Origin of the sequence: Bacillus sp. LNXM65 (assembly GCF_002998575.1) — a bacterium.
Lineage (GTDB): Bacteria > Bacillota > Bacilli > Bacillales > Bacillaceae > Bacillus.
On the sequence record NZ_PVRB01000001.1, the window covers coordinates 37,720 to 64,582 of the forward strand.

At 42.7% G+C, this 26,863-nt stretch carries 22 protein-coding genes and 1 pseudogene; 13 read left to right on the forward strand and 10 right to left on the reverse strand.

Annotation, left to right across the window (positions count from 1 at the left end):
* Positions 1-7 precede the first annotated feature (7 nt).
* Positions 8-1,210 carry a nitrate/nitrite transporter gene (locus tag C6Y03_RS00155; protein ID WP_106031113.1) on the reverse strand — a complete coding sequence of 401 codons (1,203 nt, stop codon included), beginning with the start codon at positions 1,208-1,210 and terminating at the stop codon, positions 8-10.
* 169 nt (positions 1,211-1,379) lie between these two features.
* On the opposite strand from C6Y03_RS00155, the gene C6Y03_RS00160 reads away from it, so the two are divergent.
* From C6Y03_RS00160 to C6Y03_RS00200, 9 genes and pseudogenes are all read left to right on the forward strand, one after another.
* Positions 1,380-3,638: an FAD-dependent oxidoreductase gene (locus tag C6Y03_RS00160; RefSeq protein ID WP_106038622.1), complete on the forward strand. Its 2,259-nt coding sequence runs from the start codon at positions 1,380-1,382 to the stop codon at positions 3,636-3,638.
* Positions 3,635-5,773 (forward strand): assimilatory nitrate reductase catalytic subunit NasC, encoded by a 2,139-nt coding sequence (nasC, locus tag C6Y03_RS00165; RefSeq protein WP_106038623.1) that lies wholly within the window; start codon positions 3,635-3,637, stop codon positions 5,771-5,773. Before C6Y03_RS00160 ends, nasC begins: the two co-directional genes overlap by 4 nt.
* An 87-nt stretch (positions 5,774-5,860) precedes the next feature.
* Entirely contained in the window at positions 5,861-8,275 is a 2,415-nt protein-coding gene (gene nirB / locus C6Y03_RS00170) for a nitrite reductase large subunit NirB (protein ID WP_223260716.1), read from the forward strand.
* Positions 8,276-8,298: 23 nt separating this feature from the next.
* Entirely contained in the window at positions 8,299-8,622 is a 324-nt protein-coding gene (gene nirD / locus C6Y03_RS00175) for a nitrite reductase small subunit NirD (RefSeq protein ID WP_034660879.1), read from the forward strand.
* 27 nt (positions 8,623-8,649) lie between these two features.
* The gene (locus tag C6Y03_RS00180; protein ID WP_170938391.1) at positions 8,650-9,393 is read left to right on the forward strand and encodes a DUF421 domain-containing protein; all 744 of its coding nucleotides are present in this window, start codon (positions 8,650-8,652) and stop codon (positions 9,391-9,393) included.
* An 82-nt stretch (positions 9,394-9,475) separates the two neighbouring features.
* Positions 9,476-10,456, forward strand: a pseudogene (locus C6Y03_RS00185) (pectinesterase family protein).
* 127 nt (positions 10,457-10,583) lie between these two features.
* Positions 10,584-12,068 carry a D-alanyl-D-alanine carboxypeptidase/D-alanyl-D-alanine endopeptidase gene (gene dacB, locus C6Y03_RS00190; RefSeq protein WP_106038625.1) on the forward strand — a complete coding sequence of 495 codons (1,485 nt, stop codon included), beginning with the start codon at positions 10,584-10,586 and terminating at the stop codon, positions 12,066-12,068.
* Between the two features lie 19 nt (positions 12,069-12,087).
* Positions 12,088-13,455 (forward strand): MATE family efflux transporter, encoded by a 1,368-nt coding sequence (locus C6Y03_RS00195; protein WP_060596512.1) that lies wholly within the window; start codon positions 12,088-12,090, stop codon positions 13,453-13,455.
* A gap of 64 nt (positions 13,456-13,519) precedes the next feature.
* On the forward strand, positions 13,520-14,080 hold the full coding sequence (locus tag C6Y03_RS00200; RefSeq protein ID WP_106038626.1) for a CatB-related O-acetyltransferase: 561 nt from the start codon (positions 13,520-13,522) through the stop codon (positions 14,078-14,080).
* A 20-nt stretch (positions 14,081-14,100) separates the two neighbouring features.
* On the opposite strand, the gene C6Y03_RS19245 is transcribed toward C6Y03_RS00200, so the two are convergent.
* Both C6Y03_RS19245 and C6Y03_RS19250 read right to left on the reverse strand, forming a co-directional pair.
* Positions 14,101-14,436: a BclA C-terminal domain-containing protein gene (locus C6Y03_RS19245; RefSeq protein WP_106071668.1), complete on the reverse strand. Its 336-nt coding sequence runs from the start codon at positions 14,434-14,436 to the stop codon at positions 14,101-14,103.
* Between the two features lie 499 nt (positions 14,437-14,935).
* Entirely contained in the window at positions 14,936-15,196 is a 261-nt protein-coding gene (locus C6Y03_RS19250; RefSeq protein WP_066030800.1) for a hypothetical protein, read from the reverse strand.
* Positions 15,197-15,379: 183 nt separating this feature from the next.
* Here C6Y03_RS19250 and C6Y03_RS00210 point away from each other — a divergent pair, with 183 nt between their 5' ends.
* Positions 15,380-16,399: an LLM class flavin-dependent oxidoreductase gene (locus C6Y03_RS00210; protein WP_060596504.1), complete on the forward strand. Its 1,020-nt coding sequence runs from the start codon at positions 15,380-15,382 to the stop codon at positions 16,397-16,399.
* Between the two features lie 38 nt (positions 16,400-16,437).
* Here C6Y03_RS00210 and C6Y03_RS00215 read toward each other — a convergent pair whose 3' ends face one another.
* Entirely contained in the window at positions 16,438-17,058 is a 621-nt protein-coding gene (locus C6Y03_RS00215) for an acetate uptake transporter (protein WP_106038627.1), read from the reverse strand.
* 142 nt (positions 17,059-17,200) lie between these two features.
* Here C6Y03_RS00215 and C6Y03_RS00220 point away from each other — a divergent pair, with 142 nt between their 5' ends.
* Positions 17,201-18,022 (forward strand): uroporphyrinogen-III synthase, encoded by an 822-nt coding sequence (locus C6Y03_RS00220; RefSeq protein WP_106038628.1) that lies wholly within the window; start codon positions 17,201-17,203, stop codon positions 18,020-18,022.
* Positions 18,023-18,062: 40 nt separating this feature from the next.
* On the opposite strand, the gene uptA is transcribed toward C6Y03_RS00220, so the two are convergent.
* Positions 18,063-18,665, reverse strand: coding sequence for an undecaprenyl phosphate transporter UptA (gene uptA, locus C6Y03_RS00225; RefSeq protein ID WP_095285257.1), 603 nt, complete (start codon positions 18,663-18,665; stop codon positions 18,063-18,065).
* Between the two features lie 357 nt (positions 18,666-19,022).
* On the opposite strand from uptA, the gene C6Y03_RS00235 reads away from it, so the two are divergent.
* Together C6Y03_RS00235 and C6Y03_RS00240 are read left to right on the forward strand one after the other, a co-directional pair.
* Entirely contained in the window at positions 19,023-19,253 is a 231-nt protein-coding gene (locus C6Y03_RS00235) for an excisionase family DNA-binding protein (RefSeq protein WP_034660863.1), read from the forward strand.
* Between the two features lie 79 nt (positions 19,254-19,332).
* Positions 19,333-20,322, forward strand: a complete 990-nt coding sequence (locus C6Y03_RS00240; RefSeq protein WP_223250437.1) for a hypothetical protein — start codon at positions 19,333-19,335, stop codon at positions 20,320-20,322.
* Positions 20,323-20,334: 12 nt separating this feature from the next.
* Here the strand turns inward: C6Y03_RS00240 and C6Y03_RS00245 are convergent, their stop codons facing one another.
* The 5 genes from C6Y03_RS00245 to glcD form a co-directional block, all read right to left on the reverse strand.
* Positions 20,335-21,435 carry a Ger(x)C family spore germination protein gene (locus tag C6Y03_RS00245; RefSeq protein ID WP_066030803.1) on the reverse strand — a complete coding sequence of 367 codons (1,101 nt, stop codon included), beginning with the start codon at positions 21,433-21,435 and terminating at the stop codon, positions 20,335-20,337.
* The gene (locus C6Y03_RS00250) at positions 21,432-22,532 is read right to left on the reverse strand and encodes a GerAB/ArcD/ProY family transporter (RefSeq protein ID WP_060596498.1); all 1,101 of its coding nucleotides are present in this window, start codon (positions 22,530-22,532) and stop codon (positions 21,432-21,434) included. Before C6Y03_RS00250 ends, C6Y03_RS00245 begins: the two co-directional genes overlap by 4 nt.
* A 12-nt stretch (positions 22,533-22,544) precedes the next feature.
* Entirely contained in the window at positions 22,545-24,032 is a 1,488-nt protein-coding gene (locus C6Y03_RS00255) for a spore germination protein (protein WP_060596497.1), read from the reverse strand.
* Between the two features lie 73 nt (positions 24,033-24,105).
* A complete protein-coding gene (locus C6Y03_RS00260) occupies positions 24,106-25,449 on the reverse strand; it encodes a (Fe-S)-binding protein (RefSeq protein ID WP_106038629.1) in 1,344 nt (447 codons plus the stop codon).
* Positions 25,446-26,855: a glycolate oxidase subunit GlcD gene (gene glcD / locus C6Y03_RS00265; protein ID WP_106038630.1), complete on the reverse strand. Its 1,410-nt coding sequence runs from the start codon at positions 26,853-26,855 to the stop codon at positions 25,446-25,448. The genes C6Y03_RS00260 and glcD overlap by 4 nt, the downstream gene beginning before the upstream one ends.
* Positions 26,856-26,863 lie beyond the last annotated feature (8 nt).

Below are 26,863 nucleotides of genomic sequence, written 5' to 3' on the forward strand. Positions count from 1 at the left end.
TGGCTTTTTATGATTCAGAAATGGTGTGGTTGATGATGACTTTTTTGCGTTTAAGCTGCGATATGACTAAACAAATAAAGACAACTAGAACAAAAAGAGAAATGGTCAAAAAGCCAAACATATATGAGCCCGTCACTTCTTTTAAACTGCCCAGAATATTAGGTAAAAAGAAGCCGCCAATGCCCCCAGCAGCACCAACAATTCCGGTCACGATCCCAATTTCTTTATGAAATACTTGAGGCACCAGCTGAAAAACTGCGCCATTCCCCATCCCAAGACACATCATCCCGGTAAATAAAAGGGTAATGACCAAAGGTAAAGCTGGAAGACTGCTCACCCCTCCTAAGCAGATGCCGATGACTGCGAATAATCCAAGCAGTACTTTCATTCCACCTATTTTATCCGCAATGAGACCACCGATGGGGCGAAAGAAGCTGCCCGCCGCCACACAAAGAGTCACAAAATCACCTGCATGAATTTTCGAGATACCATATTGATCCACAAAGAAAATACTGAGAAAACTGGAAAGCCCGACAAATCCTCCGAATGTAATCGCATAAAGCAGGCAGAAAAACCATGCCGATTTCACCTGAAATACTGAAAAATACGACCGTAGCGGCTTTGGAGCGGGCTGATTTGGTGCATCTTTTGCTGTGAAAATAAAAAACAAAAAGACAAGACTTAACGGAATCAGGGCGAGCCCCATGACTGCATGCCATCCATAAATCTCGGCAAGACGTGGACCAAATAGTGTGGAGATCAGTGTTCCGCTGTTACCGGCACCTGCAATCCCCATGGCCACGCCTTGTAAATGAGGAGGATACCACCGGCTTGCCATTGGCAAAGCAACAGCAAAGCTTGCTCCTGCTACTCCTAACAAAATACCAATCAGCACGAGCTCGGAAAGGGTTGTACCAGCGATGAACCCCCAGATGAGCGGGATGGTGGTGAAAAGCATGCCAATTACCGCTGTCTTCTTAGGTCCTATACGATCAGTGAATAAGCCAAGTACAATCCGAAAAAAAGAACCAGATAAAATCGGAATGGCAACAATCATGCCTTTCTCTGCAGTCGATAAAGCAAAGTCTTGCGCAATAAAAGCACCCAGTGCCCCTAATAAGACCCAGATCATAAAGCTCACATCGAAATATAAAAAGGAACTTAGCAATGTCTTAGGGTGACCACTTGATTTTAACTCTGAGAGTTTCATAAAACGCCTCCTCTATTTTGAATTTTCTGACTTAAAGATAGCGAGTTATCCCAAGTAATAAAAGTATCATGTTAGAAAAATTGACATGATTACACACTTTTTTACAGGCATGTGCCATAATCTATCCATACAATGTGTTGGGCAAGATGCTTAGAGAGGTTGATTTCATATGGCAAAACGCAAACTCGTGTTTATCGGAAACGGCATGGCGAGTATGAAATGTATCGAGCAGATGATTCAAAAACAGCCAGAACACTATGCCATAACAGTTATTGGAAAAGAGAAGCGCCTTGCCTACAATCGAATAAAACTTTCATCGATTTTACAAAAAAGCGACTCATTATCTCAAATTGAACTCAAGGAAAAAGAATGGTACACCGCGCATGACATCATCATGTACAAAGGGGAAACAGTCGTCCATATCGATACAAACAAGAAGTGTATCATGACAGAAGCGCGCCGGGAAATTTCCTATGACAAGCTCGTCATCGCAACAGGATCATTGCCGTATTTTCTTCCAATTCAGGGCGTGTCCAAAAAAGGGATTTATGCTTTTCGTACAATTGATGATTATGAGGCCATTTGTGCGGATGCGATGCGTTATCAACGAGCAGCAGTGGTCGGAGGCGGTGTGCTTGGTGTAGAGGTGGCGGCTGGCCTGCAGATTGCGGGACTTGAGACAACCATCATTCATCATGCCGAGTGGCTCATGCAGCGCCAATTAGATGAAACGGCTGCTAGTCTATTACAGCAGCAATTAACGCGTAAGGGCATCCAGGTGAAAACAAATGCCCATACCATTGCATGCTTAGGGGACGAGAGGGTAGAAGGCGTTCTATTGAAAAATGGCGACATCGTGGATGCTGATCTTGTTGTTTTCACAACAGGTATCCGTCCAAACATACAGCTTGCAAAAAATCACGGCATTCATACGCGAAAAGCCATTGTCGTCAATGACATGATGCAAACAAATGTCCAAGATATTTATGCCATTGGGGAATGTGCAGAGCATAAAGGAATGGTGCATGGCCTTGTTCAGCCCATTTATGAACAAGCAAATGCACTTGCCAATCATCTATTAGGCGAGCAAATTACATCTGTACCTCATCCCATTTACTCAACAAAATTAAAAGTACCTGACATGCCTATCTATTCTGCGGGATGTATTGAACTCCATTCCCCGTATACGTCAGTGGTGACATATTTAGATGAAGAGCAAGAAGTGTATAAAAAATTCGTCTTTGAACGCGAGGCACTAACAGGTTTTTTATTAGTTGGAGAGCTGGAGAAAGCCGATCAGCTTTTGCAAGATGTGAAAGTGGGGCGTGATAAAAGTGTCGTCATGAAAGCTCTTCATGAGGAGCAGCCATCTCCTCTAGATTCATTAAAAATGGACGATCTCGTCTGCCAATGTCAAAGCGTTACAAAAGGGACGATTTTGAACACCATATCCGTCCATCAGCTGACAAGCTTAGAAGAGGTTCAAAAACAAACAGGGGCAGCAACCGGCTGCGGCGGCTGTCAAGAGCTCGTCCGTGCCTGCTGTCAGTTATCATCACATGAACAAATAGATGAGCCGGCCTCTTTTTGTTCATGTACAGAAGCTGATGAGCAGACCATTTTTTCGTTTATCAAAAAGCAACTGCTGCTGAATGTGGAGGAAATCAGAAGACATTTTCATTGGAAAACGGAGAACGGCTGCAGCAACTGCAGGTCTGCCATTCCATACTATCTCGAGCAATTCCAATCACCGATTGAAAAAATCAGCGGTGCTGATCAAGAAGACATGTTGCCTCAGCTATACGGAGGGCGTCTTGAACTGGATTTCCTGAAAATCATGACGTCTTTGTTAGAACAAAAACTGATTGATCAGGCAGAGCTGACAGAGCATAAACGAATACGGCTCATCGGCGTGTCAAAACAGGCGGCACAGATCGTCAAAAAACATTGGCCCATCATGGCGAAAGAAAAAAGAAGACTATCTCATGTCCTTACATGTGATTGTAGTCACGATCCAGCTGTCACAGCACTAGTAATGGAGTTTGAAAGACAAGTAGAAGACACACTTTTACCAGCCGTCACCTCTATTCATGTCGCCGGCTCTTCCTGCACGTGTAAACTATCTCTAATATATGACATTTGCATGAAGAAACAGCTGGGGGAATGGAACATTTATATAGGAGGTGACGTATGTCAGCCGAAGGCCGGCCAGCTTTTTTACACTTTGCCTCAATCAAGTGAGCTGATCCCTTTTTTAAAAGCGCTGCTTGAAGATTATAGAAAAAGTGCATACTTTCAAGAATCCATCGGCGATTGGCTTCTCCGTTATGGACTCATTTCTATTCGAGAAAAATTGCTTGATGAGGAAAGAAGAAAAGAGCTCTGTGAACAATTTGACCAAAGCAGACAAAAGGATGTGAAGGTATGAGTCAGTCTTTTTTACGATATGCCCAGCAAATATCAGAGCAGGAAGAACGAAAGCGAGTGCATCCATCCCAATGTCCATTTTGCAGTATGCAGTGCAAAATGCAGCTAGTAGAGCAGCATGTGGAAGGACGAACCAGATATCAAACGATTGGCGTACACAATCCAACTACGCACGGGAGACTTTGTATAAAAGGACAGCATGCACACCAGCACGCACTGCACAAAGAACGTTTGAATCACCCGCTCATCAAAAGAAACGGGCAATTTGTAAAAGCGTCATGGCAGGAGGCACTTAATGAAATCAAAACAAACATGGAATCCCTTCAGATGGCACACGGGCATGATGCCATCAGTGTGTACGGAAGCGCATCTATTACAAATGAGGAGGCGTACTTACTCGGAAAGTTTGCGAGAGTGGCGCTGAAAACGAAATACATCGATTACAACGGGAGACTTTGTATGTCGTCAGCAGCAACTGCGGCGAATCAAACATTCGGACTTGACCGGGGTCTTACGTTTCCTCTCAGTGACATCAAGCATACACGGGTATTGATATTGGTTGGAACGAATATAGCAGAATGTCAGCCAACCTTCATGCCGTACGTCGAAGAGGCGAAAAAAAACGGTGCATTTCTCATCGTCATCGATCCGCGCAAAACACCGACAGCCCAATTAGCCGATTTACATGTCAGCCTGAAACCAGGATCAGATGCTGCACTGGCAAACGGCATCTTGCACATTATGCTTCATGAACATTTAATAGATGAATCATTTATTCGTCATCGAACGTCAGGGTTCCAAAAATTAAAGGAGCACGTCTCGCGCATGTCCCTCTCAAACATTGCTGAGCAAACCGGTGTGATGATTGAAGTTCTGCAGAAAATAGCAAGGAAATTCGCACAAGAAAAGACAGGCATGATTTTCACAGCAAGAGGCATTGAGCAGCAAATAGACGGGACAGCATCTGTGCGAAATTTCCTGAATATTCTGCTTGTTACTGGGAAGATCGGCCGCGTTGGGTGCGGCTATGGCGCAATAACCGGGCAAGGAAATGGCCAGGGGGCAAGAGAGCATGGACAAAAAGCAGATCAGCTTCCAGGGTATCGAGATATCACAAATTCTGCTCACAGAAAAGAAATAGCTGACATATGGAACATTGATGAAAAAGAACTCCCTGGAAAAGGCGTGTCTGCTTTTGAGATGTTTGAAAAAATGCAGGAAGGAGAGATAAAAGCGCTCTTTTTAATGTGCTCTAACCCCGTTCAGTCAGGCCCGCACGCGCGCTTTATTCAACAAGCCATCAAGAAATTGTCCTTTTTTGTAGCTGTTGATTTATTTATGTCTGAGACAGCTGCGCTGGCAGATGTAATTTTACCTACTTCGTCATATTTAGAGGATGAAGGTACGGTGACAAATGTAGAGGGGCGCGTTACGCTTAGAGAAGCAACCTATCCACTTAAGCATCAAAGAAAACACGATTGGCAAATCATTTGTGATATAGCAGCTGTATTAGGCAAAAGCGGCTATTTCTCCTTTTCATCCGCAGAAGAGATTTTTGAAGAATTAAGAGCCGCAACGAAAGGCGCAAAAGCGGATTACTCAGGCATGACCTATGAAAGACTGAGGAAGGAGCAAGGCATATTATGGCCTTGTACGCATCTAGAAGACCCAGGAACCGAAAGATTATTTGAACATGCATTCTCACATTCTGACAGTTTAGCAAAGTTTGCCGTCGTCACACACGGAAAAAATGTGGCAAAGGAACCAGTCAGTCAAGAATATCCTCTTTATTTAACGACGGGCAGAGTGATGGCTCACTACCAAACGGGCGTTCAAACAAGAAAAAGTACCTCTCTTGTTGCCCGGCAGTTTGAATCTTATGCAGAGCTTCATCCTGACACAGCAAAAACGTATGGACTTCAGCACGGGGAGCTTGTGACCATCCAGTCAAAAAGAGGAAGTGTCATCATGAGATGCCGCATATCAGACACCATTCGAAAAGATACCGTGTTTGTTCCATTTCACTGGAGTAAACATCAATCCATTAATCAATTAATTAGTGAACAACTAGATCCGCACAGTAAAATGCCAGGCTTTAAATATTGTCCTGTACAGCTGTCAGCCTATGTGAATTAAAAAATATGTGAGAAATCATAACATGTATTTTCCATCTATGTTTAGATGATGGTACTTTCTAAAAAATGATCACATGAGGGGTGTTTTATCGTGAAAGAAAAACTCGTATTAGTGGGGAACGGTATGGCTGGCATTCGAAGCCTCGAAAACATTTTAAAAACAGACAGCGAACGATTCGACATGACGGTATTTGGAAGTGAACCGCATCCTAACTATAACCGGATTCTTTTATCGAAGGTGCTTCAAGGAGATACGAAGGTTGAAGATATTACACTAAACGATTGGAATTGGTATCAGGAGCATGATATTCAGTTGTTTACAAATGAGACCATTGTGAAGATCGATACAGATAACCAAACAGTCACCAGTGATCAAGGACGGACCGTGCATTATGACCGATTGATTTTAGCAACAGGGTCACTTCCGTTTATCCTGCCGATTCCAGGGAGTGATAAAAAAGGCGTGACGGCCTTTCGTACATTGCAAGACACAGAGGAAATGGTCAATGCCTCTAGCAGGTACAAAAAAGCAGCAGTCATTGGAGGCGGCCTACTTGGACTGGAAGCAGCACGCGGCCTACTCAACTTAGGCATGGAAGTGAATGTCATTCACCTCAGCTCTCATTTAATGGAACGCCAGCTAGACCCTATTGCAGGTCAGCTTCTACAAAAAGCATTAGAAGAACAGGGCATGAACTTCCTGTTAGGAAAACAGACAACTGAGATTTTAGGAGATACAAGAGTTGAAGGATTATCATTTTCAGATGGCACGACACTTGAGACAGACCTAGTCGTCATGGCTGTAGGAATTAAACCAAGTAAAATGCTTGCAGAGATAAGCGGCCTTGAAGTGAACCGAGGTATTATTGTCAATGATTTCATGGAAACGAGTGTCCCAGGCATTTATGCCGTCGGAGAATGTGTAGAACACAGAGGACAAACGTACGGGCTTGTCGCTCCTTTATACGATCAAGCGAATGTGCTTGCTGGGCATGTATGTGACATGAATCCTGTGCCATATGAAGGCTCTGTTCTGTCAACGCAACTGAAAGTATCGGGGGTTGACGTGTTTTCAGCTGGTGACTTTATAGAAAACGATGAGAAAAAAGCGATCAAAATCTTTGACGAACAAAAAGGCATCTATCAAAAACTAGTCTTCCAGCAAAACCGATTAGTTGGTGCCGTCATGTTTGGAGAAACAAGCGATGGACCTCGTCTATTCTCGTATATTAGAGAAGGGGTAGATATGTCGGATATGGAGAAGGTATCTGTCTTAACCTCGAATGATCCGGCGCAAGAAAGCACGATTGAAAGCATGGCAAATGACCATATCGTTTGCGGCTGTAATGGTGTCTCAAAGGGTCAGATTGTGGAAGCCATTCAAAAAGAAGGCTTAACAACGATTCAGGAAGTGAAGCAATGTACAAGTGCCTCACGATCATGTGGAGGCTGCAAGCCCGTTGTCGAAGAGATTCTTTGGCACACGTTGGGCGATGATGCGAATCGAACAGCCCAAAAAGAAACCATCTGCGCCTGCACCACTCGTTCACGAGATGAAGTCATTCATGAAATCAAAGAGAAGGGCCTGCAGCATGTCAAAGAAGTGATGAACGTACTTGACTGGGAGACAGAGGAAGGCTGTTCAAAATGCCGACCTGCCCTGAATTATTATTTAGGCATGCTTCAACCTCTTGAGTACAAAGATGAAAAGAGCTCACGATTTGTGAATGAACGCATGCATGCCAATATTCAAAAAGATGGCACCTATTCGGTTGTTCCGCGGATGTACGGTGGCGTGACAAATGCAAATGACCTGAGAAAAATAGCTGATGTCGTCGACAAATATGAAATACCGCTTGTGAAAATGACTGGCGGCCAGCGTATTGACCTTCTAGGTGTCAAAAAAGAAGATTTACCTAAAGTATGGGCAGACCTGGATATGCCATCTGGTTATGCATACGGAAAATCTTTAAGAACGGTCAAAACTTGTGTTGGAGAACAATTTTGCCGGTTCGGCACACAGGACTCGATGGCTCTTGGCATTGCACTTGAAAAGAAATTCGAAGGTCTTGCGACACCGCATAAAGTCAAAATGGCTGTCTCTGCTTGCCCTAGAAACTGTGCAGAATCTGGCATTAAAGACCTTGGCATTGTGGGAATTGATGGAGGGTTTGAATTGTACGCCGGCGGAAATGGCGGCACACACTTGCGGGCTGGAGATTTATTGATGAAGGTCAGTACAGCAGAAGAAGTAGAGCAAGTGGCAGCTGCGTACCTTCAATATTACAGAGAAACGGCAAATTATCTAGAAAGAACCTCTGCTTGGGTTGAACGACTTGGATTAGATCATATTCAATCAGTACTCCTAGATGATGAGAAACGAGAAGCCTTAATCCAAAGAATGGACATCGCACTGTCAACGTATGAGGAGCCTTGGCAGGAGCTGCGCGAGAGTCAAAAAGACACGAAACAATTATTTCAAAAAGCGACGGCTTCTGTATAAATCAATTGAAGGGATGAGATCATATGACAGTTTCAGTTGTAAAAGTTCACATTGGCACCCTTTCAGATTTTCCGCTGCAGCTAGGGAAAACAGTCGCAGCCGGTACTCTTGAATTAGCTGTCTTTCAAACCTCTAATAAGCAGTTCAAAGCCATTGAAAACCGCTGCCCTCATAAAGGCGGTGTTCTGGCTGAAGGAATGGTAAGTGGAGACCATGTCTTCTGTCCAATGCATGATTGGAAGATTGATCTTTCGTCAGGGAACGTTCAAGCACCAGATCACGGATGCGTTAAAACGTATGAAACATTGGTCGAGGGGGACGATGTCTTTATTTTATTGCCCTCATAAATAGTTTAGATCCTTCCTTTCATGTATATGCTGTATGTAAATGCAGCAAGAAAGGAAGGAATTTCTGTGCCGTTTTTTAGTATTTTGATTGAACTATTTATCGGGTTTTCCGCCTTATTTTTTATTACAAAATTATTAGGGAAAACACAGTTTGCACAAATCACGCCGTTTGATTTTATTTCTGCACTGATTTTAGGCGAAATGGTCGGAAACGCCATTTTTGACCCAGAAGTCAAGATTCAGCACATTTTGTTTGCTGTTGCAGTGTGGGGCGTTCTCATCTATACAGTTGAATGGTTTTCACAACGCTTTAAAGGTATTCGAGCCTTTTTAGAAGGAAGACCTACGCTTGTCATTGATAAAGGGAACATTCACTACAATCGTTTGAAGAAAAATATGCTTGATCTCAATCAGCTGCAGACACTGATTCGCGCGAAAGGTCATTTTGCCTTGCATGAAATAGAATATGCCATTTTGGAAACAGACGGCTCTGTCAGTGTTCTTCCGAAAATGAAATACGCAACTGCCACAGCAGAAGATGTGAACGTGAAGGGAAAAGAAGTCAAATTGCCTAGAACATTTATTATTGATGGCGAAATTTTAAAAGATGACCTACAAGAAGCTGGCTTTGACGAAACATGGCTGAGTGAGCAATTAAAAAAGCAGCACATTTCTTCTCATCGAGACGTTCTATTTTGTGAATGGATTGAAAATGAAGGGATTTATGCGATAAAATATGAAAAATCTAAAAAACATCCACAACAAAATTAAGTGGGTGTTTTTTTTGTGTGTCATGAATAGGATCAAAAAGAATGTTTGATTGAAAATGTTCACAAAGAGGAGGAGATGTGCGATGAAGTATGGAAAGGTATGGCTTGTATTCGTTTTGTCTTTATTACTATTTGACTCAGCTTCACTTCAAGCAGCCGGACATCAGAATCAAACAAACCGCGTCCTTGTGGTCGATCATAAGGGAAATGGCACGTTTCGAACCGTTCAGTCTGCCATTGATGCGATTCCAGCGAACAATCAACAGCGCGTAACGATCTATATTAAAAATGGTGTGTATAAAGAAAAGATCCTGCTTCCGCAAAATAAACCGCACGTGTCCTTTATCGGCGAAAACCAGCACAAGACGATTCTGACGTATGATGATACAAATGCAAGTACTGGCAGCACAACAAATAGCTCCAGCACTATGATTCGTTCGAACGACTTTTACGCAGAAAATATCACCTTTCAAAATACAGCTGGCAGACATGCTGGTTAGGCGGTTGCGCTGTATGTGTCTGGCGACCGGGCTGCGTTCAAACAAATACGGGTCTTAGGGTATCAAGATACACTTTATGCAACAGGCTCAGGCCGGCAATATTATGAAAACTGCTATATCGAGGGCACGGTCGATTTTATTTTTGGATCAGCCACAGCTGTGTTTAAAAGAGCTGAAATAAAAAGTCTTGGAAATGGGTATATTACTGCAGCATCCACAACAGAAGCACAAAGGTATGGCTATGTATTCATCGATTCTAAGTTGAAAAAGGGGACGGCAGCTGCTCAATCGGTTTATTTAGGACGTCCGTGGAGGCCACATTCCGCTGTGACATTCCTCTATACAAAAATGGATAAACATATTAAGGCAGAGGGATGGCATAACTGGGATAACCGTGATAACGAAAGAACAGCAAGATATAAAGAATATGGATCGACTGGGACCGGAAGCAATGTAGCAAATCGCGTTAAATGGTCCAACATTTTAACGAAAAACGAAGCAAGTCAAATCACGGTGCAAGCTGTTCTTGGCGGAACCGATGGCTGGAATCCAGAAAAGAGGTAAAGGGCTTGTCAGTTTTCGTCAAAGAAAGCTGACTTTTCTGTTTAAAAAACCTTTGAGAACAAACGTTCTTTTGTGTATAATGAACATATTCTTCTAAAATTGGCTGCGATAAAAAAGGAGGGATTGCGTGAAGCGTTTTTCACAGCTCTTGTTTTTACAAATATGTATCCTGTCGATTTTATTTCTCCCTTTTTCAGCAAAAGATGATCAACTTACAGCTCGTGACGACTCACTGCCGTGGATGACAACTTTAGATGAATTCATACGAACAGCACCTGATTTAGAAGGCGCGATCTCCGGCATCAGCGTCCGCAATACTTCTGACTCCTCTCTTCTTTATGAACATCAAGCCGATATTCGTCTTACTCCTGCTTCTAATATGAAACTGCTCACATCAGCCATCGCCCTTGATATACTAGGAGAAACACACACATTCCTGACAGATATCTGGATGGATGGTTCTATTCAAAAGAAAACGTTACATGGCAACCTGTATCTACGCGGTACCGGGGATCCGACTTTATTAGAGGAGGATTTTGCAGCACTTGCCAAACAAGTGAAAAAGGCCGGAATACATACGATTCGCGGACAGCTTGCGGCAGATGACACTTGGTATGATGATACGCGATATTCTATTGATTTGCCTTGGAGTGATGAAGATCAATATTACGGTGCACAAATCTCTGCTCTCACAGCTTCACCGAATCAAGATTATGATGCAGGAACCGTGATTCTCGAAGTAAAACCAGGAAAGAAAGCAGGGCAAAAAGCGACCTATGACATCATCCCGAAGACTTCTGTCCCTCAAGTCATGAATCAAGTAAAAACCGTGCCAGAAGGCGGAAAAAAGAAGATTTCTTTTAAGCGCTCTCACGGCACAAACAAGATTACGTTGACTGGAACCATTCCGGTTAAAGCGAGTTCATCTAGACAATGGGTAGCGTTATGGGAGCCAACCACTTATGCGTTAGATTTAATGAAACGAGCGTTAAAGGCGGAAGGGATTCAAGTAAAAGGACCGCTTAAAACAAAACAAGTTCCTAAAAAAGCCAAGAAAATTGCCACCCATTCATCGATGCCTTTATCAGATCTGCTTGTTCCCATGATGAAACTCAGCAACAATACCCATGCAGAAATGTTGCTAAAGGAACTTGGAAAACAAGTGAAAAGCAAAGGGAGCTTTGAGGATGGACTGGATGTCATGAATGAAAGGCTTCCTGCTTTTGGCATCAATCCTTCGCATGCAGTGCTGCGAGATGGGTCGGGCATATCACCTATTAACCTTGTTTCTGCCAACCAGTTCACGTTATTTTTGACAAACATTCAAAAGGAAAAATGGTTTAAGACCTATGAACATGCGCTTCCGTTAGCAGGGGCAAGTGAACGAATGGTCGGAGGGACGTTAAGGAACAGATTCAAAGAACCAGCTACACTAGAAAAAGTACGTGCAAAAACAGGTTCATTAACAACGGTTAGCACACTTTCTGGATATATTGACACGAAGAGCGGAAAGACGGTCGCCTTTTCCATTTTATTAAATCATCTTGTTGATGACGAAAAAGGGAAAGAGATAGAAGACCATATTGTCAGCATTTTAGCTGAGAATCTTTAGATAGAGAAGGAGTACCATCATGACGTTAGATAACAATCAATCTTTAGTAAAAACCATGTCCATTTTTCTCGTCCCGCTTTTGCTTAGCAATATTTTGCAATCAATCGGACAGCTTGTATCCATCGTTCTTGTCGGTAGATGGATTGGAGAGGATGCAGTAGCTGCTATTTCTGCATTCTTTCCGCTTTTCTTTTTACTCGTTTCTTTTTCCATTGGAATTGGATCGGGAAGTTCCATCCTTATTGGACAAGCGTATGGCGCGAAAAATGAAAAAAGATTAAAAGAAATTATTGGCACAACGCTTTCATTCACCTTTTTAATCGGACTTTCTTTAGCGATCATTGGAGGTTTATTTGCAACAGACATCCTAAATCTCATGGGAACACCTGCAAATATTGTGGAGGAAAGTGCGGCATATGCCAGAATTCTATTCATCTCAATGCCGATCTTATTTCTTTATTTTGTTTACACGACCTTCCTGCGAGGAACTGGGGATTCAAAAACGCCTTTTTATTTCTTAATGATTAGTACGGCAACGAATATTTTGACGCTGCCCATTTTATTATTTGGCTGGATGGGACTGCCGGCATTTGGTTTATACGGCGCTGCATATGCTTCTGTGATTTCAACCATTGTGACGTTTATTATTCTACATATCTACTTATATAAGACAAAGCACCCGCTTCGCATTGATGCATCAGTGAGAAAGCATTTATTGATGAAAGGGGATCTACTAAAAACATTATTAAAGCTCAGCATTCCATCGAGCATTAATATGATCCTTATTTCTTTATCAGAAATTGCTGTTATTTCTTTTGTCAACGATTATGGATCACAGGCCACAGCTGCCTATGGTGTTGTCAATCAAGTCGTGAGCTATGTGCAGATGCCGGCAGTGAGTCTTGGCATTGCAGTCTCTATCTTTGCAGCACAATTCATCGGTGCAGGGAATATCAACCGCTTGAAAGATGTGATAAAAATCGGGTTAGGGCTCAATTTTGCCATAGGCGGATTCATTATTATCATCGTTTATCTCTTTGCACCACAGATTTTATCTATCTTTTTAACAGATTCTAAGACGATTGACATTGCCTATAGCTTGGTCGTCATTACATTATGGAGCTATCTTATTTTTGGAACGGCCCAAATTGTTGCAGCCACGATGAGAGCAAGTGGAACAGTTTTATGGCCAACAATCTTTAGTATTTGCTCCATTTGGCTTGTAGAAGTACCAGTCGCTTATGTGCTATCGCACTACACATCCCTTGGCATCAAGGGCATATGGATTGGCTATCCTGCGGCTTTCTTTGTGAACTTACTCCTTCAATACGGCTACTATCAGCTCGTATGGAAGAAAAAACAAATTGTAGCGCTTGTTCAGTCATAATGTGAAAGTGTGAAGCAGCATATACATACGAAGATCTATCACTTTTCAGGAGGTCTGATCTTCTATGTTTTTGAATCAAAGAAGTGAACTGAGCTCGCACAATATCGGTGATTTTTCTTATGCCGGACCAGATTTCCAAGTGCTGACATGGGGGGAAGGTGCGACACTAAACATTGGGAAGTTTTGTTCCATCGCAAACGAAGTGAAAATTTTCCTTGGCGGTGAACACCGGACAGATTGGGTCACAACGTATCCGTTTAATCAAATTTTCAAAGAAGCTGCCCACATCAAAGGACATCCCAAATCAAAAGGAGATGTGCAGATAGGACACGACGTATGGATTGGATATGGCGCGACGATTATGTCAGGAGTATGTATAGGGAACGGAGCAGTGATCGGAGCAAATAGTGTCATCACAAAAGATGTGCCGCCATATGCAATTGCTGCAGGAAATCCGCAGCAGTTCATGAAATATCGGTTTTCATCGGAAATAATTGAACAACTTCAATTATTAGAATGGTGGAATTTAGAGTTTGCAATCATCCAATCTATTTTTCACCTCTTACAGTCTCATGATATTGAACATTGTATAAATGTAATAGAAGACATAAAAAAGAAAGGCTGAAAAAGCCTTTCTTTTTTCGTTTAGCTGAGCCGTATAATGGTCAAGGCAGCACCTGCAGCAGCACCCCCGCCAACTAAAACAGCTGTGGCAACAGCCCCAAAAAACTGCAGTGAAATGATGCTTCCAGCTGTTAAATTAACGATTACAGTATTATGGATAAACGAAGTAGAGATAACAGGTGATTGAACAGAACCAGGCACAGTGGTTGCTCCATTTAAAAGCAAACATGTATTAATTAAAAGAGCTGCAGTGGTGTTGACTTGATACGTAATATAATATTTATCAGTTTGCAGAACGGTAAAAACAGTACTTGTGCCGTTTGCTGTAAAACCAGTAATGTTTTGAAAGTTTGGCAAAGGAATATTCGTTCCTCCGGCTACAGTAACAATGGTAGGGCCAGAACTATTAGCAGCATAAAGTGCTGTATCCGTAAAACCACCTGTTCCAGTAGCACCGGTGATTCCCGTTTCGCCAGTAGGTCCAGCAGCACCTGTGCTACCTGTTGAACCTGTAGCACAGGTGCTGCCAAAAGCGTATAATCCGGTGACGTATCTGGCGTACCTAAAGGTGGAGCAGAGTCCACAATATACGTACCACCTTCATAAGTGACCACTTGACCCACTGAATATGTTGATGCTATTGCAGGATCATATGCTTTAGCACCACTTAATTCTATCCCTGTAGGGCCAGTCGGACCAGTTTCCACAGAAGCTGCCAAAAGTGTATAGTCGGGGGAGAGCCCAGGTATTCCTGATGGAGCATCTACATTGGCTATATAAATACTGCCATTAAACGTGACAACTTGACCCGCCTCGTAATCTTGTGATTGTGAGGGGTTAAAAGGGAGGGTGCCGGTTAATCCGCCAGCAGGTCCAGTTGGTCCGGTTGGCCCAGCGGGACCTGCTGGGCCTCTTCGTCCAACCCTTTGAATTGTTTTTGATTGTTTTTCTCCTTTTTCACAGGGGGATTCCCTCGAGACCTGTTTTGTTTTGAATGTTCTTGATTGATAAATGGACAGTCTCTTCTTTGAGGACGGTCAAGACGTAATCTTTTGTAATGAGGCTGCTCATGATATTTACCGCAAAAGGGACATTTGTGATCGAATTGATTGTACAAATTGCCCATCTCCTAAAATTGATATTTCATTCTATGTGCAAATTTTTAAATTTGAAGTAAAACCTAGAAACTCATCATTTCGAAAATCATCGAATCAAATCATTTAAATGTTTCATGATTTTATGTTATGGTGTTGAAAGTATATAACTAGTATGATTTTTGACAGAAATGGGGACATCATTTATGAGTCAATCAGTTTTACAGCGCACAGCTTATTCCGTTTTAAATTTATCCTCTGTGACAGAAGGAGGCACCATTAAGGAGTCTTTTGAACATAGTATGGATTTAGCAAAAAAGGCGGAGAAGTGGGGTTATCATAGATACTGGCTAGCAGAACACCATAATATGGAAGGTGTTGCGAGCTCTGCAACGTCCGTTTTAATTGGATATATTGCTGGGGGAACCGAAAAAATTCGAGTAGGATCTGGCGGGATTATGCTGCCAAACCACTCTTCACTTGTCATTGCTGAACAATTTGGGACACTTGAGACATTATATCCGGGGAGAATTGATTTAGGTCTTGGAAGAGCACCAGGGACAGATCAGTTAACGGCAAGAGCTCTCAGACGTAACCTTCATAACGGAGAAGATTTCCCTGAGCAGCTAGAAGAACTTCGGCAATATTTTAAACCAACCGGACAGGTCAAAAAACATGTAAGAGCCGTTCCGGGAGAGGGTCTAGACATTCCGATTTGGCTGCTTGGTTCAAGCGGTTTTAGCGCAAGACTTGCAGGAGAGCTTGGATTGCCATTTGCCTTTGCGGCACATTTTTCACCTAAAAATACAATTCCTGCTTTAGAGTTGTATAGACAGTCATTTAGACCTTCTGATGTGTTAAAAGAGCCTTATGCCATGGTGGGTGTGACAGTTTTTGCTGCAGATCAAACAGAGCGAGCTGAATATTTGGCGACCTCTCATTATCAGCGGTTTTTGAGTCTCATTCGAAATACTCCAGGAAAACTCAAAGCGCCTGTTGACAGTATGGACGGCCTTTGGAGTCCGTATGAAAAAGCGATGGTGGATGAACAATTAAGTTCGACAATGATCGGGGATAAAGAAAAGGTGAAAAAAGAATTGGAAGCCTTTATTGAAGCCACTCAAGCAGACGAAGTGATGATTAATTCGGATATGTTTGACCATCAAGAAAGAATGCGCTCGTATGAAATCATCGGAGAGATCTTCCAAGAGGCACAAGAAAAATAAACATGAAAAAAGAACTGCACAAAGCAGTTCTTTTTTATTTATGCTTTTGTAAAAATACGAAATGGTTGTCCAATTGGCAGCACAGTACGGCCAAAATGAGTATTGAGCACAACTGCTGCTGAACCATAAAACGAAAGCAGGGAAATGATCAATTCTGCGATACCTGCAATGGTATGAGTCACATCGTACATCACACCAAACGAGCTAAGGGAAAGACCAAGGAATAAGAAATCAATAAAGACGAAAATCAAAAATAATACTTTATGTGTTTCCATTGCACCAATCGTCATAAACAAGCTGAAAATCAAATAACCGATAAACGCAAAACCTAGTTGTTTTGGATCTGCTGCTCCCGCAAGCGTTTTCCCAAAAACGCCGGCTTGAATGAGCCAAGTCGTTCCAACGCCCATCCAAAAAAGACCGAATGCGCCAAAGGCAGTGGCTCCAAAAATATTATGATGCTTTGAATCTTGTATGGACGCGATTAGCTGCGCGATGCCTCCAAGGAAGATAGCCCAAGGTAAAATAAGGGAATTGCCATCTGTAATTCCTAGTTTTTGTGAGGACGCAACGAGCGTCACCATTGCTAAACCAAACAAACCAAGTGGTGTTGGGTCTGCAATTGATAATCGAATAGCTTGAACATTCTGTTTTTCCATAATGACCTCCTACAATTTGCACTTACAAAAGATACTCGAATTAGACCGAAACGTCAAGCTCTTTTTTAGTAGACACTTGCAACGTCTTCCAAATAAATCTATATTTAATACATATCAAATGTGATAGAAAAAGAGGGATAAAATGAGTAAAGGCTTAGCTGGAAAAACGATTGCCATTTGTGGAACGAGAAAAACAGAAGAAATGCGTACACTTGTCGAAAAGCAAGGGGGACAAGCCGTTATTCGTTCTCTTCAAGGAACTGTATTTTTAGCCAAAGAGGAGTTAAAGCCAGGCATTGAAACCTTTGTGAAGCAAGGTGCGGATTGGGTGATTTTCACAACAGGCATCGGGACAGACACATTGATTGAGAGTGCAGAAGAGCTTCATCTGGGGGAAGCATTTATGCACATTCTATCAAATGCGCATATTGCTTCAAGAGGGTATAAAACCTTTGCAGCACTCAAAAAACGCGGAATTCAGCCAGACGTATCTGATGAAGATGGAACGGTTCGTGACATGATCTCAAAGCTTGAAGACAAGGAGTTTCATGGCAAACGCGTCATGGTGCAGCTTCACGGGGAAAACGCTCCGGCTCTCATCCAGTTTTTACATGACAAAGGGGCTGATGTTTTGCCACTTTTACCTTATCAGCACACACCTCCTGAACCAGAGGCCGCAGAAACATTGCTTCAAGAAATGAAAGATGATAAAGTCCATGCCGTCTGTTTTACAACCGCTGTTCAGGTTCACGCCTTTTTCACACTAGCGGCAAAATGGGGTAGAAAACAAGAACTCCAAGAGCTATTCGAGCAGCACGTACTGGCAGTGGCCGTCGGAAAAGTCACAGCTGAAGCTTTAAAAGAAGAGGGAATAGACAGAATTCTAGCTCCGTCACTTGAGAGAATGGGTGCAATGATTATGGAATTATCCCAATATATGGAAAAACAATCATCACATTCATAGAAAAAACGCCTTTCACCCGATCAGTGGAAGGCGTTTTTCATTAGATTGTCCGTTTTCGGTTCGTACGAATTTTTTTGAGGACGAAATAGAGAACGATCAGGACGATCGCAATGGCCATAATAGGGGTTGTATAAGCGTGAGCAACACTTTGAATGTGATCCCACTTTGTCCCAAGCTGCATACCGAGATAGATAAATAAGATCGACCAAGGGATGGCAGCTAATCCTGTCAAGAGGACAAATTTCAAAAAAGGCATTTTGGCAATACCTGCTGGAATGGAGATGGCGTGGCGGACAACAGGAATAAAGCGCGCTGTAAACACCACACCGGTTCCATATCGGTCAAACCAGCGCTCTGCAGTTGCGATATGGTGTTCATGGATGAATAAGTATTTTCCGTACTTTGTTAAAAAAGGTCTTCCGCCATAAAGACCGATCCAGTATATAAAACACTGTGCGAGCGTACCTCCGATGACGCCAGCGATAACAGCTCCAACAAAACCGATTGTTCCTGTTGACACCATATATCCGCCATAAGCAAGAACAATTTCGCTCGGAATGATTTCAATCATCAGACCTAGTGCTACACCTACATAACCAAGGCTTGTCAGCCAGGTTAAAATTTCATTGAACAAGGTTCCCATTCATTTCACTCTGCCTTTAAATACGAATTTTCTTCAAGCATCCTTATAAAAGCCTATGCTTGTTTTGCTTTTCTCATGAGTATGCTTTCCGCTTACCTCCCACGGCTAAACCGAAAGACGCCTCATGAATGCCTGGCTTTTCCACCAAGTCTGTGACGATAAACTCTCGTCTAGCAAACTTTATCATACCATATTTGCTTGTACCTAGACGATCTACTTGCTGAACACTTGTTATGTGAAGAACTATCATGATGTCAGTGGTCAAATCAGTAAAGAAAATATGAACAGGCTGCATCCGTTTTTTTCAACAGATCATGATATAATTTGTTAGATGAAACGAACGGGTGGTGCACAAACATGTATTTAACAATCGCAGAAACAGCTGAATACTTAGAAGTAGCTGAAGCGTATATTGAGAAATTAATCCAGCAAAAAAAGATCCGCTATGTATTTGACGGCGAATCCTATCTGATTTATCAAGGACAGTTTCAAACGCATATGAAGCAGCTTGAACAATACAAAGAGCTCGTCCAAGAGATTTTAAATGAACCGATTCCTGAAGATCCAGATGTAAAGGACGAAGATTAGAAAACATTGTTCTTTTCACATGATTCAATGATGACAAATATAAAAGATCATACATATGCAATAAAAGGAAGTGAATGGAGTGGAAAAAGCCGCTTTATGTGAAGCCTGTCAAAAAAACGCAATGAATGTAGTAGAGAATTCTGATGAGCCGAAACAGCCTTATCAATTATGTCATCCGTGTCACAAGAGACTACTCAACTATTCATTACGACCTATTGAATGGTATAACTTAGCCGTTCTCCATTCTCCTAAACAATTTTTACTGCACGATGACTTTTATGGAGAGGACGGACAGGCTTTCCAATTAGAGGATGATGTCATCGTCACCAAAGAAGATAAAGCACCCACATTACAAGACGTTCGGCAAGATTTGGCGTCTTTATTAGACTTTTCAATCACTAGGTGGTTTCTTGAGGGTGATGTCATCGATGCTCTGAAACAGCACGATGAGAAAAAGATCTTAGACTCTGTTCAAAGTCGGTTTGATGAAACTCGGCATGTCGAAGTGAAATCACGAATGATAGAAATCGCGGCTGATGTTTTAGGTACATCTGCCGCTGGGTGGGTTAGGGAACTTTTGGATCAGGCTGACGAAGAATTTCTTTATCCACTTTCCTGGGCAGCAGCCAGCAGCCTGCCAGAAGATGAGGGTTTACAACATGTGATAGAGAAATTGAAATCGATCAGTGAAAAAGAATTGCCGACAGCTGCTTTTATCTGCCTGTACCGTTTCCGTTCTTACAAAATCATGGATTGGATGGAGTCTGCCTGTACCCAATTTCACGATCATTGGGGAAGGCTGGCAGCCGTAAGCTGTCCAACCTGGGATAGAATGAAAACATGGCTCGACAAAGGAAGACCTTTCAGCTTAATTGCACTGGATACAATGGCAAACTGCGCTAAAGGGAATAGACCAGTCCTTGTGGAACAATGTTCACCTAAAATCCTTAGAACAGATAAAAATGAAGTAGAGAACACTTTAAATGACTATCTTCAAAAAGATCGCGTGCCACGAGTCAAAATGAAAGTGTCTAAAATAATGAATAACAAAGAAGACATTTTCGAATAATTTTTCACTCATTTATTGACTGACACCGGTTTGAACAATTTTCATATGGCATTTAATTTGTACATCCGCATCAGGATAGATTTCCTGCCATTTTTCTGGTGTCATTGCTTTGTCTTTTGATCGATACCTCAAACCCAGCCCAAGCGGATCTATGTTTTGCTTTTTAAAGGACTGAACAAGGTCTTGTCCTTGCTGAGCGACACGTTTTTCAACTTTTCTTTCAACATGGTCCAATATAGAAGGTTTATCAATTTTTTTGGACTTCATAAATTCTTTTAATTCACCTTTCAGCTTGATATCAATCGTGATATGAGGCTTTTTTGTTAGGTTTTTCGTTGGTTTGATCTGGTAAGACACATGTGATTTGATATTTTCAATGACGACATGGGTCTTTGCTTGATCATCCAATTGAAACTCGTAGATGCCATTTTTATGATTTTCAATCATCGCTTTAAATGTGAACGTTTCTTCTCCAGGGATATGACCCACCATTTTTTCTTGATCAAACAGAGCGACTCCTGTGACCTTGATGGCATTGCTTGTTTTTTTGATGTAAGGGAGGTAAGCATCGACCCCTTTTGCCAGCATCTGATTCATAAAAATATGCTGATTGGTCACAGGTTCATTGCCATTTCGCATATTTTGGGTTAACAGATCAGAGAGATACACGCCAATATTCAAGTTCGTTTGATTCATTTTTGTGTATAATAACTCTTCAACTTCTCCGCCTACAATCGCAAACACTTGGCGTGAACCAATGATAGGATCACGATAAATGTAATTCATTAAATCGATCATGCCGACTTCTTTTGCTAATTTTTCACTGATTAAAATAACGAGCACCTGGCCCATGACCACTGGAAAAGGTGATTTTTCTGACACGAGAAACTGAATATTACTAATGGTGTTTGACCTCGCACTTAATATTTGATAACTTCCTTGCTCTTCACTTTTAAAGACAGGGAAGACGAAGAAGCCCTTCATTTCGCCATCTTCTACTAAATCAAATCCTGCCGCCTGAGAGATATTTAATTCATCTAAAAGGCGAGGCTGTGCACAGCTAGTTAACAAAAGACTAAACAACATGAGACCCATGAGTATATAACGTTTCATGCTCGTTTTTTCACCCACCTTTTTTTCAGCATCAGCCCAATGACCATACAGACAATCAATCCATATATAAGAATGTATCCGCTATATTCCACCCATTGATTAAAGGCTTCAAAAGAGGTTGCCCCGGCAAAAAACGAAAACATGACCAAAATGAGGATGCTGAGACAGATTAAAGTGACGCGCTGACTCGTATGAAATACTTGTTTCGCCATTCGGCTCGCTGCCCATAATGGAATGGCGATATTTGGAATGATCAGAAGCAGCCAGAGGGACACTTCAATAAATTCAAAGCGCTGGATAAAGGGAAGTTTCACAATACTTGTTAACGTTAATGTCGGCCATTTTGTTAATTTGAGCTGAGCACTAGAGTAATACGCAATGGAGACGAGAAAGACAAGTAAATTTAAGCATGTCGTGAATAATGCCCCCATGTGGGCAAATTTTTGTGACGTCTGTGCTTGTTTAATAAAGGGATAATAGACAAGCAGCGTGCCAAAACCAAACATGGATAAGGAGGCATCTTTGACGCCCATTACCAGCTGCGAAAATGTATGATCAAACATCGGAAACATGAAGCGAATGTGACTATATTTCATGACATAAAAGCAAATAAACGTCATCCAATACGTCAGTACAATGCTAAAAAATGCCCATCCAGCAATGGTTCTAAAGCCGCCGGTATGAATGTAATACACAAGCAGCAGCAGTACAGACGCAAACAATAGACCAGGAATTTCTTTAAACAGCCATACATGGATCACATCCATATAGTGGACGAGAACGGTCAACGACAAAGAAGCAAAATATAAGATATAGAGTATGTTGAATAATTGCCCAATCCATTTGCCAAATACGTATTGCGTGATATCACCAAATTCATCCGAAGGGGCCTTTCTAAACATCAAGTACATCAGAAAGATCATCACATTGACGCTGATGCCAGAAATAAGAATGGCGATCCATCCATCATTATTCATAGAACGAACAAGGTTTGTTTGAAAGTTTAAAATGCCGACACCTACTTGATTGGCATTGATGAGAAAAAACACAAAAAAAGGGGAAACTTGAAATTTTTCTTTCACAGAAGAAGAACTCATGCTTTCACTTCCTTATTCATAAAAATCATTTTTCCCCTTACGGCCTTGCTTAGGCTTTTGCCGGTGAATCGTTTCATTTTGCGGGCGTAAATTTTCCGGTCTTTTATTCAAAAAGCGGAGCTGAGGACGAATCAAGCTACCCTTTAAATCCGTCAGACGCAGCGGAAAAATAGGCTCTAGATACGGCCTTCCAATAGACGTTAATTTCATTAAATGGGTGAGTAGGAAAGATCCCATCACGGCAATGCCTAATGCACCCCAAATCTGTGCTGCAAATAGAAATGGAAATCTCAGCAGCCGAATGGCACTGCCCATTTTGTAAATAGGGGTGACAAATGAGGCAAGAGCAGAAAGGGCGACAATAATGAGTAAAATATTACTTGTTAAGCCTGCTGCCACAGCAGCCTGTCCAATGACAATCCCGCCAACAATCCCGAGCGTCTGCCCGACTTTAGCTGGGAGCCTCGAACCTGCTTCTCTTAGTAATTCAATCGAAATCTCTAAAAATAGGGCCTCAATAATCGGAGGAAATGGAACAAGATAGCGCGAGGACACAATGGTTTCTAATAAATCCTTTGGGATCAGCTCATAATGAAAGGTTAAAACGGCTACATATAAAGGTGTCGCAAAAATGGAGAATATCACTGCAAATATGCGTAACAGCCGAAAGCAAGAAGCCGCCATCCACGACATATTGTAGTCTTCCATTGTGGAAAAATACTCAAGTAAAATAGTCGGGGCAAGCAAGACATGAGGCGATCCATCGACTAAGATGGCAATTTTCCCTTCTGTTAAACCTGACGACACGCGGTCGGGTCTTTCTGTATTTAAAAACAATGGAAAGATCGTATTGGATACATCATAAAGCATTTGAGCGAGGTAATTCGCATCTAAAATCTGATCATAATCAACGTCCTCAATGCGCTGGAGAACGGTTTCGATGTTTTGCGGGTTGGCGATTTCTTCAATATATAACACCGCTACTTTTGTTTGAGATAGCGTGCCAACTGTCTTTTCTGCCACTTTCAGGTTCGGCGTCGGCAGCCGCCGCCTGACCAAATTTAAATTGGTATCCAAAACCTCCACAAATGCTTCCTGGGCACTGATAATGCCAAATTCAATCTCGGGGGGCCCAACTTGTCTGCCTTTCTTTTCTTCAATCGGTATCAGAAGTGCTTTGCCCCAGTCCGTTTCGAGCCGAATGGCCATATTGCCCAGATGAAGGGCTTCTTCCACTTTTTGAAGATCGGTCGTGATGACAGACTGTTCAATGGGGATTCGTTCTTTCAGCTCCTCAAGAGTGGGGGTGAGGTGCAACTCTTTCATGCAGGGCAAAATTTGTTCATGGAGTAGATGACCATTAATTAAAGAACGAAAAAAAGAGATTCGATAAAGAAAACCTTCACTTCGTGACAATTCGTTTGTAAAATCAGAGGAACGTGACAATGCCTCAAATACTGAATTTGGGTCCTTTTGATGTTGTTTGTTTTTCTTCAGCACTTGAATCATCTCCTTCCGCGATTTGCCTCTATTATCCAACTAATTGTCTGAAGATATGCATGAAAAAAAGCGTTCAGCTTGATGAGCTAGACGCTTTTTTTCCATATTGAACGGCTTCTAATAAAAAATCTGCGAGATGGACGGCACGCATGCTGGGCGATTGTCCTGAACGTTTGATACCCGCTGCCATTTGCAAATGACAGCCTGGATTGGACGTGACAATGGCAGCCGCCGCTGTTTGACTAGCTTCTGTCATTTTATGATCTAAAATTTGCATCGACATCTTTGGTTGCAAAATATTATAAATTCCGGCGGATCCGCAGCAGCGGTCGGCATCCTTCATTTCTTTAAATGATACCCCGTGAATCGCCTTCATCAGCACCCTTGGCGCTTGCTCTACACCCATTCCATTTCGTAAGTGACAAGAGTCTTGATAGGTGATGATCTGCTCTGGCAAGGCAAGCGATGTACGCCGGTGAAACTTAAGCTCCACGAGAATATCTGATATATCCGTGATTTTATTTGAGAAGGCTTCACCTCGCTTTTGAAAAGCCGGATCATCCTTTAGCAAATGATCATAATCACTTAAAAAGGCACCACATCCGCCCGCATTCATGACAATGGCATCTGCCTCAATCTCCTCAAATGCTTCAATATTCCGCCTTGCTAACTGTTTCGCTTGCTCCTTTTCTCCGCTATGGCCATGAAGTGCACCGCAGCAAGTCTGAACAGGAGGGACGACAACGTCACAGCTGGCCAGCTGCAAAAGCTGGATGGTCGCTTCGTTTGTGCTGGAAAAAACGGTGTCCATTAAACAGCCAGTAAAAAAGGCCACACGCTTTCTTGCCGTGCCAATGGCTTTGTATTCTAACGCACGGCTTTTTTGTTGACGCGGCACCTTTGGAAGGGCCTGCTCCATCAGCTGTAAATGCGGCGGAAGCACCTTTAGCATGCCAGACTTGCGGGCGGCCGTTTGCAGACCAGAGGTTTGATAAAATCGCAGAAGTCCAGCCGCTTGACGCATTCGGCTTTGTGAAGGAAAGAGTCCTTTAAACACAACACGTCTCACAAATTTGACAGGAAGAGATTGTTTTTTGTGCTGCTGAAGGATGTCTCTCGCATCCTCAAGTAAACGTCCATATTTGACGCCGGAAGGGCAGACCGGTTCACATGCACGGCATCCAAGACAAAGGTTCAGTGAATGTTCGACATCTTCATCCGGCTCAATCACGCCGTCTCTCACCGCCTTCATTAAAGCAATCCGGCCGCGGGGAGAGTGAGTTTCTTGTTGACCGGATTCAATATAAGTAGGGCAGGAAGGGAGGCAGAAGCCGCAGCGCATGCAGTTGAGCAGCTCCTTTTCATCCATTTGCTGCTGAAAGTTTTGCTGAATCTCTGATTGTTTAGGGGAATTCATGAGACCACCACCCGCTTTCTTGCTGCTTTTCCAAACACCTTATCAGGATTCATAATATTTGCTGGATCTAGCGCTTGTTTGATTGCTTTCATTGCAGCGATTCCTTCTTTTTTGACCTTTAGCTCTAAATAGGGGGCTTTCATCAGACCCACGCCATGTTCACCCGTAATAGTGCCGCCAAGGGAGACTGCTTTTTCAAAAATGGCCTGAAAGGCTTCTTCGACCCGCTTCATTTCTTCTTCATTTCTTGCATCAGTTGCACAAGTAGGGTGCAGATTTCCGTCACCTGCATGGCCAAATGTACAGATTTTCACGTCGTACTCTCTCGCAATGTCTTCGATCGCCCGCACCATGTTCGCAATTTCAGACCGGGGGACTGTGGCATCTTCTAAAATGGTCGTAGGGCTTAAACGGGCGAGGGCAGATAAAGCGGCTCGTCTCGCTGTTAAAAGGGCACTTGCCTCTTCTTCAGAATGTGCGATATTCACTCCTTTTGCACCGTGCTGCTGACAGACCTTTGCGATGTTCTCTATATCACGGGAAACGGCCTCAGGGTTGCCGTCCTGTTCGATTAATAGCACCGCTTGAACGTCAGTCGGCAGGCCGATTTTGGCAAAGTCTTCGACGACTTTCAGTGTCGGCTGATCCATAAATTCTAATGTGGCGGGGATAATACGCTCTGCAATAATCGCCGAAACTGAAGCGGCTGCTTCCTCTAGGCTTTCATATAAGCAAAGCATCGTTTGTTTGGTTTCTGGAAGCGGCAAAAGCTTCAGCGTGGCTTCTGTGACAATTCCGAGCGTTCCTTCTGATCCAACAAATAAACGGGTCAGATCATATCCGGCCACGTCCTTTGCGAGCTTGCCGCCCGTTTTGATGATGTCACCGTTTGGCAGAACCACTTCAAGTCCAAGTACATAATCTCTCGTCACGCCATATTTTAACCCCCGGAGACCACCTGAATTTTCATTAATATTGCCGCCTAACGTGGAGATTTTCATCGAGCTTGGATCTGGTGGGTAGAAGAGACCTCTTGCCTCTACTTGGCGAATAAGTTCCTGTGTGATCAAACCAGGCTGGACCGTTGCGGTGAGGTTTTCTTCGTCTATTTCGATTAATTGGTTCATTCTTGTAAACAACATCACAAGTCCGCCTTGTGTAGGACAGGTTCCTGCACAAAGGTTCGTTCCTGATCCTCTTGGCACGATCGGCACCTTATATGAAGCGCAGAGCCGGACAATTTGCTGGATGTCCTCAGCCGCGCGCGGGCTTACGATGACATCTGGCATATGCTGAAAATTAGGTGTTGCATCATAAGAGTAGGCAAGCCGATCGGCTTTACTGTCTTGTACATAGGGCGCCCCGACAATCTTTTTTAATTGACTTAAAAATTCAGAATTTAACATGCGCATTC

Coding starts and splice junctions, on each gene's coding strand:
- C6Y03_RS00155 (WP_106031113.1), bottom strand. CDS start 1,210: ATGAAACTCTCAGAGTTAAAATCAAGTGGTCACCCTAAGACATTGCTA.
- C6Y03_RS00160 (WP_106038622.1), top strand. CDS start 1,380: ATGGCAAAACGCAAACTCGTGTTTATCGGAAACGGCATGGCGAGTATG.
- nasC (WP_106038623.1), top strand. CDS start 3,635: ATGAGTCAGTCTTTTTTACGATATGCCCAGCAAATATCAGAGCAGGAA.
- nirD (WP_034660879.1), top strand. CDS start 8,299: ATGACAGTTTCAGTTGTAAAAGTTCACATTGGCACCCTTTCAGATTTT.
- C6Y03_RS00180 (WP_170938391.1), top strand. CDS start 8,650: ATGCTGTATGTAAATGCAGCAAGAAAGGAAGGAATTTCTGTGCCGTTT.
- C6Y03_RS00195 (WP_060596512.1), top strand. CDS start 12,088: ATGACGTTAGATAACAATCAATCTTTAGTAAAAACCATGTCCATTTTT.
- C6Y03_RS00200 (WP_106038626.1), top strand. CDS start 13,520: ATGTTTTTGAATCAAAGAAGTGAACTGAGCTCGCACAATATCGGTGAT.
- C6Y03_RS00210 (WP_060596504.1), top strand. CDS start 15,380: ATGAGTCAATCAGTTTTACAGCGCACAGCTTATTCCGTTTTAAATTTA.
- C6Y03_RS00215 (WP_106038627.1), bottom strand. CDS start 17,058: ATGGAAAAACAGAATGTTCAAGCTATTCGATTATCAATTGCAGACCCA.
- C6Y03_RS00220 (WP_106038628.1), top strand. CDS start 17,201: ATGAGTAAAGGCTTAGCTGGAAAAACGATTGCCATTTGTGGAACGAGA.
- uptA (WP_095285257.1), bottom strand. CDS start 18,665: ATGGGAACCTTGTTCAATGAAATTTTAACCTGGCTGACAAGCCTTGGT.
- C6Y03_RS00235 (WP_034660863.1), top strand. CDS start 19,023: ATGTATTTAACAATCGCAGAAACAGCTGAATACTTAGAAGTAGCTGAA.
- C6Y03_RS00245 (WP_066030803.1), bottom strand. CDS start 21,435: ATGAAACGTTATATACTCATGGGTCTCATGTTGTTTAGTCTTTTGTTA.
- C6Y03_RS00250 (WP_060596498.1), bottom strand. CDS start 22,532: ATGAGTTCTTCTTCTGTGAAAGAAAAATTTCAAGTTTCCCCTTTTTTT.
- C6Y03_RS00260 (WP_106038629.1), bottom strand. CDS start 25,449: ATGAATTCCCCTAAACAATCAGAGATTCAGCAAAACTTTCAGCAGCAA.
- glcD (WP_106038630.1), bottom strand. CDS start 26,855: ATGTTAAATTCTGAATTTTTAAGTCAATTAAAAAAGATTGTCGGGGCG.